General features: G+C 68.4%; 11 protein-coding genes. 10 read left to right on the top strand and 1 reads right to left on the bottom strand.

Annotated elements, in window-relative coordinates; translation table 11 throughout:
- Window positions 1–74 precede the first annotated feature (74 nt).
- The 6 genes from ACFSGX_RS11605 to ACFSGX_RS11580 all read left to right on the top strand — a co-directional run bounded on the left by ACFSGX_RS11605 (window position 75) and on the right by ACFSGX_RS11580 (window position 8267).
- Window positions 75–1625 carry an NADH-quinone oxidoreductase subunit M gene (locus ACFSGX_RS11605; RefSeq protein WP_380930093.1) on the top strand — a complete coding sequence of 517 codons (1551 nt, stop codon included), beginning with the start codon at window positions 75–77 and terminating at the stop codon, window positions 1623–1625.
- The gene (gene nuoN / locus ACFSGX_RS11600; protein ID WP_380930091.1) at window positions 1625–3076 is read left to right on the top strand and encodes an NADH-quinone oxidoreductase subunit NuoN; all 1452 of its coding nucleotides are present in this window, start codon (window positions 1625–1627) and stop codon (window positions 3074–3076) included. Before ACFSGX_RS11605 ends, nuoN begins: the two co-directional genes overlap by 1 nt.
- Complete coding sequence (locus ACFSGX_RS11595; RefSeq protein WP_380930761.1) at window positions 3073–3780, top strand: biotin--[acetyl-CoA-carboxylase] ligase; 708 nt, start codon at window positions 3073–3075, stop codon at window positions 3778–3780. The genes nuoN and ACFSGX_RS11595 overlap by 4 nt, the downstream gene beginning before the upstream one ends.
- A gap of 973 nt (window positions 3781–4753) precedes the next feature.
- On the top strand, window positions 4754–5533 hold the full coding sequence (locus ACFSGX_RS11590; RefSeq protein WP_380930089.1) for a type III pantothenate kinase: 780 nt from the start codon (window positions 4754–4756) through the stop codon (window positions 5531–5533).
- Between the two features lie 77 nt (window positions 5534–5610).
- Window positions 5611–7251, top strand: coding sequence for a ribonuclease J (locus ACFSGX_RS11585; RefSeq protein WP_157176468.1), 1641 nt, complete (start codon window positions 5611–5613; stop codon window positions 7249–7251).
- Between the two features lie 743 nt (window positions 7252–7994).
- Entirely contained in the window at window positions 7995–8267 is a 273-nt protein-coding gene (locus tag ACFSGX_RS11580; protein WP_380930086.1) for a DUF1467 family protein, read from the top strand.
- A gap of 3 nt (window positions 8268–8270) precedes the next feature.
- Here ACFSGX_RS11580 and ACFSGX_RS11575 read toward each other — a convergent pair whose 3' ends face one another.
- On the bottom strand, window positions 8271–10454 hold the full coding sequence (locus ACFSGX_RS11575) for a hypothetical protein (protein ID WP_380930084.1): 2184 nt from the start codon (window positions 10452–10454) through the stop codon (window positions 8271–8273).
- Between the two features lie 126 nt (window positions 10455–10580).
- On the opposite strand from ACFSGX_RS11575, the gene ACFSGX_RS11570 reads away from it, so the two are divergent.
- From ACFSGX_RS11570 to ACFSGX_RS11555, 4 genes are all read left to right on the top strand, one after another.
- Window positions 10581–10868, top strand: coding sequence for an Hpt domain-containing protein (locus tag ACFSGX_RS11570; protein WP_380930082.1), 288 nt, complete (start codon window positions 10581–10583; stop codon window positions 10866–10868).
- Window positions 10869–10980: 112 nt separating this feature from the next.
- Complete coding sequence (locus ACFSGX_RS11565; protein WP_380930080.1) at window positions 10981–12216, top strand: glycosyltransferase family protein; 1236 nt, start codon at window positions 10981–10983, stop codon at window positions 12214–12216.
- 32 nt (window positions 12217–12248) lie between these two features.
- A complete protein-coding gene (locus ACFSGX_RS11560; protein WP_380930078.1) occupies window positions 12249–13358 on the top strand; it encodes a DUF2336 domain-containing protein in 1110 nt (369 codons plus the stop codon).
- Window positions 13358–14683, top strand: coding sequence for a sensor histidine kinase (locus ACFSGX_RS11555; RefSeq protein ID WP_380930076.1), 1326 nt, complete (start codon window positions 13358–13360; stop codon window positions 14681–14683). The genes ACFSGX_RS11560 and ACFSGX_RS11555 overlap by 1 nt, the downstream gene beginning before the upstream one ends.
- The last annotated feature ends 45 nt before the right edge of the window (window positions 14684–14728 follow it).

Genomic DNA, 14728 nt, shown 5'->3' with positions numbered 1-14728 from the left:
GCCGTCCGCGGCGAGACTGAAATGGCGACGCGCGCCTCGGGCATGGCCCGGGCCACGGCGGGGGTGAAGTGAACGTGCTCGGTTTTCCCATCCTATCGATCATGATCGCGGTACCCGCGGTGGCGGCAGTGCTCTGCCTGCTGATGCCGGGTGCGCCCGAGCAGAAGGCGGCGACCGCACGCTGGCTGGCGCTGGCCGCGACGCTGATCGATTTCGCGCTGGGCGTGGTGCTCTGGACGTCGTTCGATATCGGCGGCGCCCAGTGGCAGTTCCAGGAATATGCGCCGGTGTTCGGGCGGTTCGCCTGGGCGATGGGGATCGACGGCATCGCGCTGATGCTGATCATGCTGTCGGTGTTCCTGATGCCGATCTGCATCGGGGCGAGCTGGGTCGCGATCACCAAGCGCGTGCCGGAATATATGGCGGCGTTCCTGCTGATGGAGACGCTGATGATCGGCGTGTTCGCGGCGCAGGACCTGTTCCTGTTCTACATTTTCTTCGAAGCCGGGCTGATCCCGATGTACCTGATCATCGGGATCTGGGGCGGCGCCGAGCGGATCTACGCGAGCTATAAGTTCTTCCTCTACACGCTGCTCGGTTCCGTCCTTATGCTGGTCGCGATGCTGTGGATGGCGCGCGAGGCGGGGACGACGTCGGTGCCGGCGTTGATGGCGTACGACTTCCCGGCGGGTGCGCAGACATGGCTCTTTCTGGCATTCTTCGCGTCGTTCGCGGTCAAGATGCCGATGTGGCCGGTCCATACATGGTTGCCGGATGCGCACGTGCAGGCGCCGACCGCGGGTTCGGTGATCCTGGCGGGCGTGCTGCTGAAGATGGGTGGCTACGGCTTCATCCGCTATTCGCTGCCGATGTTCCCGGAGGCGTCCGCGCAGCTCGTCTGGCTGGTGCTGGGGCTGAGCATGGTGGCGATCGTCTACACGTCGCTCGTCGCGCTGGTGCAGAACGACATGAAGAAGCTGATCGCCTACTCGTCGGTCGCGCACATGGCATTCGTGACGTTCGGGCTGTTTGCATTCAACCGTCAGGGGCTCGAGGGCAGCCTGATGGTCATGCTGAGCCATGGTCTGGTGTCGGGTGCGTTGTTCCTGTGCGTCGGCGTGGTCTACGACCGGCTGCACACGCGTGAGATCGACCGCTACGGGGGCGTCGCGCAGAACATGCCGGGCTATGCGATGCTGTTCCTGCTGTTCACCATGGCCTCGGTCGGCTTGCCGGGCACGTCCGGGTTCGTCGGTGAGTTCCTGGCGATGATGGGCGTGTACCAGACGAGCAGTATTGCGGGCTTCGTCGCGGTCACCGGGATCATCCTGGGCGCGGCGTACATGCTCTATCTCTACCGTCGGGTGGTTTACGGTAAGCTCGATAAGCCGGACGTCGCGGCGATGCTCGACCTGAGTAAGCGCGAATATGCGCTGCTCGTGCCGATCGCGGCTGTCGTCTTGTGGATGGGTGTCTATCCGCAGAGCTTCATGCAGCCGATGGCCAAGGATGTCGGCTTCGTGCTCGCCCGGCTCGATCCGACCCGGCCGGTCAGCGACGCACAGCCCACCGCCGGGCGTGCTGTCGCCCCCGCCCACGCAGCCGAACATGGCGGAGCGCACTGATGTCGACCTTGTCCTCAATCGCGCTGACTGCGCCGGAACTGCTGCTGTCGGTGGGGTCCATCGCGCTGTTGATGTGGTGTGCCTGGGGCGGTGATGCCGCCACCCGGACGATCAGCATTGTCGCGGTCGCGCTGCTGACCGGTGCGGCGTTTCTGTTGCTGGGGCCTGCGGGCTATGGCGGCACCGGGTTTGGCGGGCTGTATCATGCCGACGCGTTCGGCGCGTTCGCCAAACTGCTGATCTACATCGCGTCGGCCGTGTCGATCATCGTCGCACCGCGCTTCTTTGCCGATACCGGGTCAATGCGCGCCGAGTATCCGGTGTTGATCCTGCTGTCCGCGGTCGGCATGGGGATGATGGTGTCGGCGGGTGATCTGCTGACGCTGTATGTCGGGCTGGAACTGCAGAGCCTGGCCGCCTATGTGCTGGCGTCGTTCATGCGGCGCGATACGCGCTCGGCGGAAGCGGGCTTGAAGTATTTCGTGCTGGGCGCGCTGGCGTCGGGTATCCTGCTTTACGGGATCTCGCTGGTCTACGGGTTCACCGGGACGACCGATTTCGGCGGTATCGCCGCGGTGTTCGGGACCCCGGCGGAAGAGCCGGTCCGGTTGGGCCGTCTGTTCGGGCTGGTATTCGTGTTCGCCGGGCTGGCGTTCAAGATCGCGGCGGTGCCGTTCCATATGTGGACGCCTGACGTATACGAGGGCGCGCCGACGCCGGTGACGACGTTCTTCGCGTCGGCCCCCAAGGTTGCCGCGATGGCGCTGCTGCTGCGGGTCGCGATCGAGGCGATGGGCCCGGCGACTGAAGAGTGGCGTCAGATCGTGATCTTCTGCGCGCTGGCGTCGACAATCCTGGGTGGTGTCGCGGCGATCGGTCAGACGAACATCAAGCGGCTGCTCGCCTATTCGTCGATCAACAATGTCGGGTTCGCGCTGTTTGGGCTCGTGCCTGGGACCGCGCTCGGCGTGTCGGCGGTGCTGACCTATCTGGCGGTGTATATCGCGATGACGCTGGGGTCGTTCCTGGTCGTGTTGCAGATGCGCGATGCGCGCGGGGAGCCGATCGAGACGATCGCGAGCCTGTCGGGTCTGTCGCGGACGCGGCCGGCGCTGGCGGCGGCAATGGCGATGTTCATGTTCTCGCTGGCCGGCATTCCGCCGCTGTTCGGGTTCTGGCCGAAGTTCCTGGTGTTCGACGCCGTCGTCGACATCGGGCTGTGGCCACTGGCGATGATCGGCATCGCGACATCGGTGATCGGCGCCTATTATTATCTGCGGATCATCAAGACGATGTACTTCGACGAGCCGGCCGAGGCGTATGCGCCGTCGGGTAGCAAGGTTGAGGGTGGGCTGATCGCGCTGGCCGCGGTGGTGGTGTCGCCGCTTGGGTACCTGATGATCGGGCCGCTTGGCCTGCTCTCGCTCAACGCGGCGAAGGCGCTCTTCTGAGGCCGCAAATCGAGACGGTCGCGGAGACCGGATCGACCAACGACGATATGATGATGCGCGCCCGGGCCGGCGCAGCGGAGGGTTTGTGGCTTCGGGCGGAGCGCCAGACCAGCGGGCGCGGGCGGCAGGGACGGGTCTGGACGTCCGACCCCGGAAATCTGTCGGCATCCACCCTGGTGCGGTTGCGAGCCGGTGATCCGCCGGCGCCGACCCTGGCGCTGGTCGCAGCGGTGGCGTTGCACGAGGCGTTGGCGGTTGCGGTGCCGGGGTTGGCCGTGCGGATCAAATGGCCGAACGACCTGATGGTGGGCGACGCGAAGTTGTCCGGTATTTTGCTGGAGCGTCAGGCTGATGCGGTCGTCGTGGGGTTCGGTGTCAATCTACGCACCGCGCCGAATTTGCCCGACCGGCCCACGGTAGCGGTCACGGGCCTGATCGGGGCGGCGCCGGAGCCGGGGGCGTTTGTCGATATTCTGGCTGAGCTGTTCGCCGCATGGGTCGCAACCTGGCGTTCGGCCGGGCTGCGACCCGTCCGGGAGCGCTGGCTGATGCATGCACATCCGGTCGGGACCGGGGTCCGGGTACGTTTGGGTGATGGGTTCATCGACGGACTGTTCGACGGGCTCTCACCGGATGGCAGTTTGCTGTTGCGCACCAATGTGGGTGTTCGGGCCGTGCACGCGGGTGACGTGTCGCTGCTCTGAGTGACGCGGCGCGTCCTGGTGCTTACTGCGTTGGAAGCTCCGCCGACGACCAATGGTGGCAGCATGTTAACGACTGGGGTGGGGCGGACGCGGTGAACGCAAACCATGGTCGTGTCGCACTGCTCGCTTTCGAACCTCTGATATCGCGAGCGCGGTATTACGACAGAGACGTCGCGATCGTTGCGACCTTGCCGTTCAGTCCTACGGTTCCGGAGTCCGGTCATGGGCGACGCATTGGAGTGATCGGGCTCGGTGACGCGCGGCAACGGCGTTACGGCGTTTGCCCGTCAAGGATGCTGTGGCGGGCTGTGGGGATAGGCGGAGACTGGACGCCCTGAGGTCTTGAGCTGAGGTTGCCGACCGATCTGTCTGACGCGGATCTTTCGCAACTTTTTTGTGGGGTTCTCGTTCGGCGCGATCCAAGTGGAACAGCCCAGCTGACCGATACGGAGTTATGCTCTGGGGATTGCGCGGTTGTCTGTCCCGCGGGATGCGGGATGCGGGATCCAGGTCCGGGATGGGCGAGGCCCTGGCCTTCCTCTGGGGCGGAAGGTCGGTACCAAGTTTTCCGCGTGCCCCTTTGCTGTACCGGTGCGAAGGGAAGGAACGATCGTCCATGGTCATGATCGGGTCCGGTGACGTGCGGCTTCGTGAGCACTCGTTTGGTCAGTTCGTTTAGACGAGTTGTCTTCTTGGCTGCGCTAAAAGGGGCTCTCGACCTCGCTCGGAATCGATCGTTTCGGCGGAGTCGGTCCCACGGATCAAGCCGGAGTCTGCACGGCTTTTGGCGAACTCCGGCGATCTTGCGCGCCGTCCCACAACATGGCCGCACGTCCGGAGAAGCTTGGCGATTGAGTGCCGATCCATGGACTTTACACGGCTGTAACGAACGGTTCCCACCGGTGCGAGCGTGGCGGAGCGCTCCTGATCAAAGCGGTACACCTGGCGTGCGAGATAGGCTAAGGTGGAGATCATGCTGCTTGCGATCGATGCCGGGAATACCAATGTCGTGTTCGCGCTGCTCGATGGGCGGCGGATCGTTACGCGTTGGCGGATCGCGACCGACCCGCGGCGGACCGCAGACGAATATGCGGTGTGGCTGCACCAGCTGCTGACCATGGAGGGGCATAGCCGCGCCGACGTGGAGGCGGTGATCCTGTGTACGGTGGTGCCGCGGGCGCTTCATAACCTTCAGGTTCTGGCGCAGAAGTATTTCGCGACGACGGCTTTGGTAGCGGGGCGTGCGCCGGTGGAGTGGGGCATCGCGCTCGACGTTGACGAGCCGCGGTCGGTCGGTGGCGATCGCGCGGTGAATACCATCGCCGCGCATGCGCTGCATCCGGGCGATGCGATCGTGATCGATTTTGGCACGGCGACGACGCTGGACGTCGTCGACTATGCCGGAGCTTACAAGGGCGGGATCATCGCGCCGGGGATCAACCTGTCGCTCGATGCGCTGGTCGCGGCGGCGGCGCGGTTGCCGCGGATCGCCATCGCGGCGCCGGCGACGGACAGCCTGATCGGTCGCAATACCGAGGACCAGATGCTTATCGGCATCTACTGGGGCTATATCGCGATGATCGAAGGGCTGGTCGCCCGCATGCGGACCGAGATCGGGCGACCGGTCAAGGTGATCGCAACCGGCGGCCTTGCCACTTTGTTCGACACACATACATCGGTGTTCGATGCGATCGAACCCGACCTGACGATCCAGGGCCTAGGCCTGATGTACGAGCGGCTGCGCTGCGACTGACCGCCGTTCCCCATGCCGCCGTTCCGTGACGGGAACGGCGGCCGAGAACGCGCATATTGAAGAGAGAGAAAAGACGCGTGACGAAACCCGGTAATGAGTTGTTGTTCCTGGCCCTCGGTGGGTCGGGCGAGATCGGCATGAACGTGAACCTGTACGGGTCGCAGGGTAAGTGGCTGATGGTCGACCTCGGCCTGACCTTCGCCGATCCGCAGTTCCCCGGCATCGACGTGATCCTGCCGGACCTCGATTTCATCGAGAAGCGCGCGAAGGATCTGGTCGGGCTGGTCATCACCCACGGGCATGAGGACCATATCGGGGCGATCCCGTATCTGGCCGCCGACTTGGGCGTGCCGATCTATGCCACGCCGTTCACCGCCGGGCTGATCCGCGGGAAGCTGGAGGAGGAGGGGCTGTCGCGCAAGGTTGCGCTGCATGTCATCCCGGTCGGCGGATCGATGCAGCTCGGGCCGTTCGGCGTGCAGTTCGTGCCGCTGGCCCACTCGATCCCCGAAGCGAACGGCCTGTTCATCCAGACCAAGTTCGGTAACGTGTTCCACAGCGGTGACTGGAAGCTCGATCCGCGCCCGCTGGTCGGGCAGCCGGCCAACCCGGACCTGATCCGCTCGATCGGCGACAAGGGCATCACCGCGCTCGTCTGCGATTCGACCAACGTGTTCAACGAACAGGCCTCGGGGTCCGAGGCGGACGTGCGCGAGGGCCTGATGGAGGCGGTCGGCAAGGCCAAGGGCCGCGTGATGGTCACCAGCTTCGCATCGAACGCGGCGCGCGTGCAGACGCTGGGCGAGGTTGCGGTGGCGACCGGGCGTCAGGTGTGCGTCGCCGGGCGCTCGCTCGACCGCATCCTGAAGGTCGCGCGCGCGACCGGGTACATGAAGGGCTTTCCCGAGACGCTCGATTTCGATTCGGCGATGCGCGTGCCGCCGAAGGAATTGCTGATCATCGCCACGGGTGGCCAGGGCGAGGACCGCGCCGCGCTGGCGCGGGTGGCGAGCAACAGCCACCAGATCAAGCTGTCGCAGGGCGACACGGTGATCTTCTCGTCGCGGCAGATCCCCGGCAACGAGGTGGCGGTCGGCCGCATCCAGAATCGGCTGGCGCAGAAGGGCGTTCACCTGGTCACCGATCGCGAGGCGTTCGTGCACGTGTCGGGTCATCCGGGTCGGCCGGAGCTGCGCCAGATGTACGAGTGGATCCGGCCGGAGATCATGGTGCCGGTGCATGGCGAGATGCGCCATCTGGCCGAACATGCGCGTTTCGCGGTCGATAACGGGATCGCCAAGGCGGTTGTGCAGACCAATGGCACGATGCTGCGGCTCGCGCCGAATGGGCCTGCGCTGGTCGGGCATGAGAAGGTCGGTCGCCTGATCCTGGACGGCGACGTGATCCTGCCGGCGGACGGTGCGGCGCTGAACGAGCGTCGCCGGATCGCGCAGAACGGCATCATCACGATCGCGATCGCGATGAACAAACAGGGCGCGATCGTCGGCGAGCCGGGCGTGACCATCCAGGGGATGCCGGTGGAGGAAGACCGCGACGACTTCATCGTCGAGATGCGCGGTGCGGTGCAGGAAGCTGCGCGCAATGGCCAGCGCGATGCGGCGCGGTTGAACGAGAAGATCCGTCTGTCGGTGCGGCGTGCGGCGTCGGATTGGACGGGGAAGAAGCCCGTGGTGGATGTGTCTGTTATTCGGGTTTGATGGGGGGGGCGTGGCGCCTGAGGGCGCTGCGCTTCCAGCTGTACAGTAAGATGCCCGCCCGTCTGACGTCGTTCCGGAATTAATCCGAGGTCCGCGCTACAAACTACAGCTTCTAAATCGCTGGATGCCGTATCGGGTCTGGGATGACGTGCGTGTCTGATGCACCGCGGGCTTATTTACTGTTGCTAAAACCGTTTCCTAAACCCGTTTATCCCGAGCGAAGTCGAGGGACTCTTCGAGCGCAGTCGAGAAGCCGAAAGCGCCTCTCGACTGCGCTCGGGGAAGAGCGTGCCTCGACTTCGCTCGGCATGGATGGAGGGTTGGGGAGTTTGGATTTGACTGCCGCGTTGAGCGCGCCTGCTGACGGCAGGCCCCCACCCGTTTGGTTCGAGCCTGTCGAGAACTCTGCGCAGGGTTCTCGACAGGCTCGAACCAAGCGGCGTTGGGGCGTCTTAAGCTGAGACGGGCGCCTCGTAATCAATGTGTTCTCGACGAACTCGAACGGAATGGGGTTAGGGCGCTCTCGTGCGGCGTAAGATCCTCATTGAGGCGCGGGTTCTCGACAGGCTCGAACCGAACGGGTTGGGGGGTGGGTCCCGCCGCTGACCCCAGCGTGTGTCTCATCACTACAGTGAGTTCGACCCGCGCGTTTCCCCCAACTGCCCGCAAAGTTTGACGGCACCGCCGCGCTCGGCGCAAAGCGATCTTCTCGCGCCGGTGGCGTTCTGGTTCAGGGTTGCTGCATGCGTTTCACCTCGATCCTGGCGATCTATTCGCTGTTCTGGTCGCTGAGTTTCTTCTTCGTGCTGCCGTTCCGGTTGCGGACGGGGAGCGAGCCGGATCCGCTGGTGGCGGGGCAGGCGGAAAGTGCGCCGCCGCGGTTCGCGTTCGGGCGGACGTGCCTGTGGACGACGATCGTGTCGGCCGTGCTGTTCGGGCTCTATTACGCCAATTATGTGCAAGGCTGGATCGGGACGGACGACCTGGATTTTTTCACGCGGTACCGCACCCGCTAGCCGTCAAGCGCGCAGCCGTTCGATCGCCTGCGCGAGTGCGACGTAGAGCTTGCCCATGTCGGACGACAGCAGGGTGACGCCCATCGGCGTGCCGTCACGGCTGGCGAGCACGCGGCGCAGCATTGCCTCGAAATCATGGACGTAGCGGTTGACGAGGTCGTGGAACGCCGGGTCGTCGCCATAATGGCTTGCGACGACCTTCGCGTCGCCGTGATCGAGCAGCCGGACGGCGCGGCGGGTGAACACGCCGCGGTCGCCGCGGAGGTAGGACGCCCAGGCATCGTCGGCGACGTCGGTCGACAGGATGCGCGTGACGTCGATCGCGGTGGAGTTCAGCGCCTCGATCAACAGCGCGACGCGCGGGGCGAAGTCGGTGTGGTCGGCCTCCTCGGTTTCCTGGCGGGCGGCGGCGATGCGCGCCTCGACCGCGGCGGCGGTGTCGGCGATCGTGGCGAGTTGCCGGACGAGATGGTCGGACGCGGCGGACGCGGCCTCGGTCGCGCGGGCAGCGGCGGCGGTGAGCGATTCGAGTTGCTTGTCGGCGGCGGCGGCGACCGTTGTGTCGACGATCGTGGTGGTCGCGGCGGCGAGATCGGCGCTGGCCTCGGGGCCGATCGCGGCGAAGGCGGCGCGGATATGGTCGGCGGCCTCACCCGCCGCGGTGCGGACGCGGGCGAGCGAATCGATTAGCGCAGGGGTCGCCGCGTCGGCCAGCGCCTGGGTGTCGGCGTCGGTGCGGGCGAGGGCGGCGGTGAGATCGTCGAGCGCGGCGCGGTTGCGGTCGATCGCCTCGCCCGATCGGTCGAGCGCGTCCCCGGCGTGGCCGGCGATGTCGGCGAACCCGGAGAGCGCGGGCAGGCTCTTGTCCACGCGCGTGACGATGCGGGTGGAGGCGAGGTCGGCGCCGTGGAGGGCGGTGCCGACGAGCTCCATCGCGCGGGTCAGCCGGTCGGCGCGCTGGACCAGCCGGTCGATCGCGGTGCCGCCCGCGTCGATCGCGGTGGTGGCGGCATCGGCGCGGGCGCGGGCGTGGTCGAGGCTTTCGACGATCGCGAGGGTCGCTGAACCACCGTCCTGGCTGAGCTGCTCGAAACGGTTGCCGGCGCGATCGAGATCGTCGGTGAGGGCGGTCGCGAGTGCGGCGACGGCCGCGCCTTCGCGTGCAACCTGCGTGCCGAAGCCAGTCAGGCGGGTTTCGAGCAGATCGACCTGTTCGCGGGCGGCGGCAAGTGCGTCGGCCCCGGCCCCGCCGATCAGCGCGTGCGACTCGGTGACGATCGCGGTCAGCGTCGCTTGTTCGGCGGCGAGTGCCGTGCGGAGTTGGTCCAGCACGGACGCGGCGCGGTCCAGCGTGCGGTCTGCGGTGTCGGCCATGTGCGTGCCGCTGGCGTCGATCCGTTGGGCGGCGACGTTCGCTACGCCCTCGATCCGCGCGAGGACATCGGCGAGATGCTGGGCCGCGGTGCCGGCGACCTGGTCGGCATCGCGCGCGTGATCGGCGATCGCGGCGAGGCGCGTGTCGAGCGTGTTTGCCTGGTCATGCGCGGACAGGCCGGTGTCGCGCAGCCGATCGGACAGGCCGCTGAGCTGGGCGTCGATGCGGGGGAGGTCCGCCATCATGACGCCCATGTCGACCCGCGCGGCGTCGGTGGCGCGCGCGAGCGCCGCGCCCTGTTCGGTAAAGGCGGCGCCGTCCTCGGCAAAACCGGTGCGGATCGCGGCGATCCGGGCGGCGGCGTCTTCGCCCAACGTCAGCAGCTGGTGCGCCTGTTCGGCGAGCAGGCGGTTCTGGTCTGCGATGCGGTCGGCCATGCGGGCGAGTGCGGCTTCGTGTTCCGCGGTGGCCTGGCGTGTGCGGGCGGCCAGGGTTCGGAACCGGCGCGCTTCGCCGTAACCGCCGCGGGCGATCACGATGTAAAGCAGCAGTGCGACCGCGACGGGGGCGAGCGCCGTCAGGAGCAGCATAGCGGTCGCGGCGGGGAGCGGCGGCAGGACGCCGGATGTCGTCAGAACAAGGTAGAGCAGCCAGGCGCCGGCCAGCGCGATCGGGAGAAACGCGAGCCATGGGCGCGGGCCGGCGTCCAGCGCGTCGTCCGGGTCCGGTTCGATCCAGGGGTCGGCGAACATCGTCGGGGGTTCGACCGCCTCGGCCGCGATGGCCGTTTCGGTCTCCGTGTCGTCCGCCACGATGTCGTCATCGTGGGGCGCACCCCATCTTGCCCCCATACCCATGCAGCCGGTCTATCAGATTTCGTTACGGGGGGAAGGCGGCGGTAACGGTTGCTTAACCCGCCTGCCGCTACCCATGACCGCATGGTCTATGATCCCGGAGCTATGGAAGCCGCCCTGTCCGCCGCGGTCGGTGACGATCCGGCGTTGGCCGGCGAGTTGCAGGCGGCGTTCTTCGACAGTGCGGCGACGATGATCGCGGCACTGGCGAAAGCGGCGGCGCCGGCCGAGTGGGAGCGGGCCGCGTGGCGGCTGAAGGGGCTGGCCGCCAGTTTCGGCGCGATCGAGCTGATGATCGCCGCCGATGCCGCCGGGCGGGCCGCGCCGGGAGACGAGGCCGTGATCGACGCGGTGCGCGCCGCGATCGACTGATCCCGTCCGCTTCGTAGGCGGCGGCATCATGCCGGGTTGGCAAGCCGTGGCCGATCCGCCTATCGCACGGGAGACGCGGGGGACGATCCCGTGACCCGGGAAGGACGACGGCTTGGCGCTGGCTGCGCTCATCATCGCGATCGAAACGACGACCGGCGACGCAGGCACGGGCGGCGACGGGCTGCGCGCGACGTTGCCGCTGCTCGGCCGGACGGTGGTGGAGCATCAGGCGCGGCAGGCGGTGGGCGCGGGTGCGACGCATCTGGTGTTGCTGGTCGAACGGATGCCGGCGGCGCTGACCGCGGCGCTCGACCGGTTGCGGCGCGACGGCGTGTCGATCGAGGTCGCGCGTACGATCGGTGACGCGGCGGACCGGTTCCACCCCGACGAACGACTGCTGCTGATCGCCGACGGCTGCGTCGCGGACCCGGCGATGTTCGGTGCGCTGACCCGGTTGCCGCCACCCGTGCTCATGACGGTGCCGGACCAAGCCGACACCGCGGAATATGAGCGGATCGACGGGCAGAGCCGTTGGGCGGGGCTGGGCCTGCTCGACGGGGCGGCGGTGCGATCGACCGCGGCGATGCTGGGCGACTGGGATGCGCAGTCGACGCTGCTGCGCCGCGCGGTGCAGGCCGGGGCGAGCCGGGTGGAGTGTGCGCCCGCCGCGGACGGCCGGCCGCGGATCGCGATCCGGCCGCAGGCGCTCGATGGACTCGACCGGCATCTGTTGCGCGGATCGCGCGTGCCGTCGGATCGCTGGCCGCGGCGCTGGGTGTTTTCGGTGGTGGACGGGCCGGTCGCCGGCTGGCTGGCGCGGCAGGCGATCGATCCGCTGCCGGTTGCGGCGGCCGGCGCCGGTTTGGCCGGGCTGGGCGTGGTAGCGGCGCTGGCCGGCTGGGTGGCGACGGGGTTCGGACTGGCGCTGCTGTCCGGGCCGGTCGCGGCGGTTGCGGCCCGGCTGGCCCGGCTGCGGCTGGCGACGATCCGCCATGGGGATCGGATCGAACGGGCGCGGACCGTGATGCTGGCGGCGGGGCTGGGCGCGCTCGGATGGTCGCTGAGTGCGGACCTGTGGTTGCTGACGGCGGTGATGGCAGTTGCGGTGATGGTGGCGGGCGCGTCGGCACGGCAGGGGCTGGCCGCGCTGTCGAGCGAGAGTGGGCCGACCTGGGTGGCCGATCCGGACGGGCTGGCGTGGGGGATGCTGCCGGTGGCGCTGGCCGGCGGCTGGAAGGCGGCTGTGGCGGCTGCTCTGGTCTATGCGCTGCTTTCCTTTGCGCGAATGCAGACGCAGTTCGTGGCGGCGGCGCAGGACAGCACACCTGACGCAAACGCCCCGATTTAAACCGAATTAACGATGACGGGCTAAGGCGGGGCATGGCTTCGTCCGAATCATCTTCCGGCGCTGGATCGGACGGCACCGCCGTGGCGGTCGTGGCGGGGGCTGCGCGGGCGACGCGGGCGGGGCGCGTGCGGCTGGAGGGGCTGGCGCGCGACCTGTTCGGTGATGACGGCGTGCGGATTGACGAGGCGCGGCGGACGCGGATCCGCGCGGTGCTGGCCGACCTGATCCAGACGATCGAGGGGCGGATGCGGCGCGACCTGCTGTTGCGGCTGGCGGCGGACGTGCCGGCGGACGTGCTGATGATGCTGGGCAACATGACGGTGGCGGTCGCGCAGCCACTGCTGGATGGGGAAGGTGACAGGCGTGTGGATCATGCGCTGGTCGCGGTGCTGGCGCGGCGGGTGGATGAGCATCGGCTGGTCGTGCAGGCGCGCACCGCGATGGCGCAGGATCCGGATCTGGTGGAGCGGCCGTTGCTGGCCGGGCTGGCGGGGCATGACGATCGCGGGGTGGCGGCGGCGGCGCGGGCGATGATCGAGTGTGAGGCGGGGCGGCAGGCACGGTTCGACGAGCCGGTGCTGCCGCTGGAGGATTTGCCGGCGGCGGTGCGTGCGCGGCTGACCTGGCGGGTCGCGGCGGCGGTTCGACGCTGGATCGCGCGGCAGCATGTGCCGGCGGCGGCGGTGATCGACCGGGCGGTGGCGGCGGTTGCGGGCGGTTTGCTGGCGACGGCGGCGGAGGTGCCGGATCATGATGCGGTCGCGATCGGGCTGGCGCGCGCGATGTTGCGCACGGGGCTGGCGGACGATGCCGGGACGGTTGCGTTCGCGGTGGAGGGCCATGTCGCGGCGGCGGTCGCGGGGCTCGCGTTGCGGGCCGGCATCGGCATGGATGCGGCTTGGGACATGGTGCTGGACCCGGACGGTGCGCGGTTGCTGGTGTTGCTGCGCGCGGCGGGGATCGACCGGGCGGCGGCGGCGGCGCTGATCCTGCGCTGGCCGGACGGGGCGGCGTCGTTCGATGCGATCGGTGACCGGATGGCGGCGTATGACGCGCTGTCGGTCGGCGCGGCGCAGGATGCGATCGATTTGTACCGGCTCGACCCGGCCTATGTCGCCGCATTGGAGGCGGCGGCGCGGTGATGCGGACGCCGATCCATGGGCTGGTCGATCGCGACGGGCGGCTGGTGTCCGCGGACACGCCGCTGGCGACGCTGAACGTTCGGGCCGGCGGGACGACGGGCGGCATGCTGGTCGTGCCGCAGCTGGCCGGGCTGGCGCGGCTGGTGCGGCGGCTGGGCGTCACGGTGTCGCGCGGGGTGAGCACCGCGGACGGCGACCGCGACCTTGACCTGTGGGTGCGGGCATCGCCGCAGGGCGAGGGGGTGGCGCTGGCCATCGTGGGCTGGACCGAGACGCTGTCGCGGCAGCCGTTCGCCGCACCGGCCGGCGACCGCGAGCGTGATTTCCGGCGCGGGGCGGCGGAGTGGCGCTGGGCGGTGGATGCGCATCTGCGGCTGACCCGGCTCGACCCGACGCGCGACGGGGCGGTCGGGCAGCCGATTGCGAGGACGTTCGTGCTTCGGCCCGGGCCGGACGGGACGGTGCCGATGGTCGAGGCGATGGCGGCGGGTACCGCGTTCGGCGGGCAGCCGGCGCATCCGGTGGGGGAACCCGAGCGGACGCTGCGGCTGTCGGGGTGGCCGCTGACCGGCGACGATGGCGCGTTTGCCGGGTTCGAGGGGGTTGCCGGGTATGTCGTGGAGGATGAGGCGGACAGTGACGCCGCGCCGGACGCGGGGGACAGCGGGTTCGGGGTCCGGCTGGGGGCGGCACTGCGTGCACCGATCGATCGGATCATCACGCAGGCGGATGCGATCCGTGCGGCTGACGACGCCGTCCGGCCGGACTATATCGAATATGCCGGCGATATCGCCAATGCCGGGCGGCACCTGCTCGATCTGGTCGACGACCTCGTCGATCTGCAGGCGATCGAGCGGAGCGATTTCCGCGCGCGGAGCGAGCCGATCGACCTGGCCGATATCGCGCGGCGGGCGGCGGGTTTGCTTGCGGTACGCGCGGCGCGGGCGGATGTGTGGATCGATGCGCCGGCGCTGGAGGATCGTTTGCCGGCGCGCGGCGAGTTCGGGCGCGGGTTGCAGATCATGGTTAACCTGATCGGCAATGCGGTGCGCTATTCCCCACCGGGCGGGACGATCTGGATCCGCGGGGAGCAGGATGGGGCGGTCGCGCGGATCGTCGTGGCGGACCAGGGCAAGGGCATCGCGGCGCAGGACCAGGACCGGGTGTTCGAGAAATTCGAGCGGGTCGATCCGAGCGAGCCGGGCGGGACCGGGCTGGGGCTCTACATCTCGCGGCGGCTGGCGCGCGCGATGGGCGGGGATATCCTGCTGGATTCGAGCGCCGGGGGTGGGGCGCGGTTCATGCTGGTTTTGCCGGCGGAGTGAGGTGGGGACCGCGGTTCGAGCGGTCCCCTCTCCCTCCCATCGCAA

Origin of the sequence: Sphingomonas arantia, assembly GCF_042682045.1 — a bacterium.
Classification (GTDB): Bacteria; Pseudomonadota; Alphaproteobacteria; order Sphingomonadales; family Sphingomonadaceae; genus Sphingomonas_R; species Sphingomonas_R arantia.
This window is presented reverse-complemented; position numbering and strand designations above follow the sequence as displayed.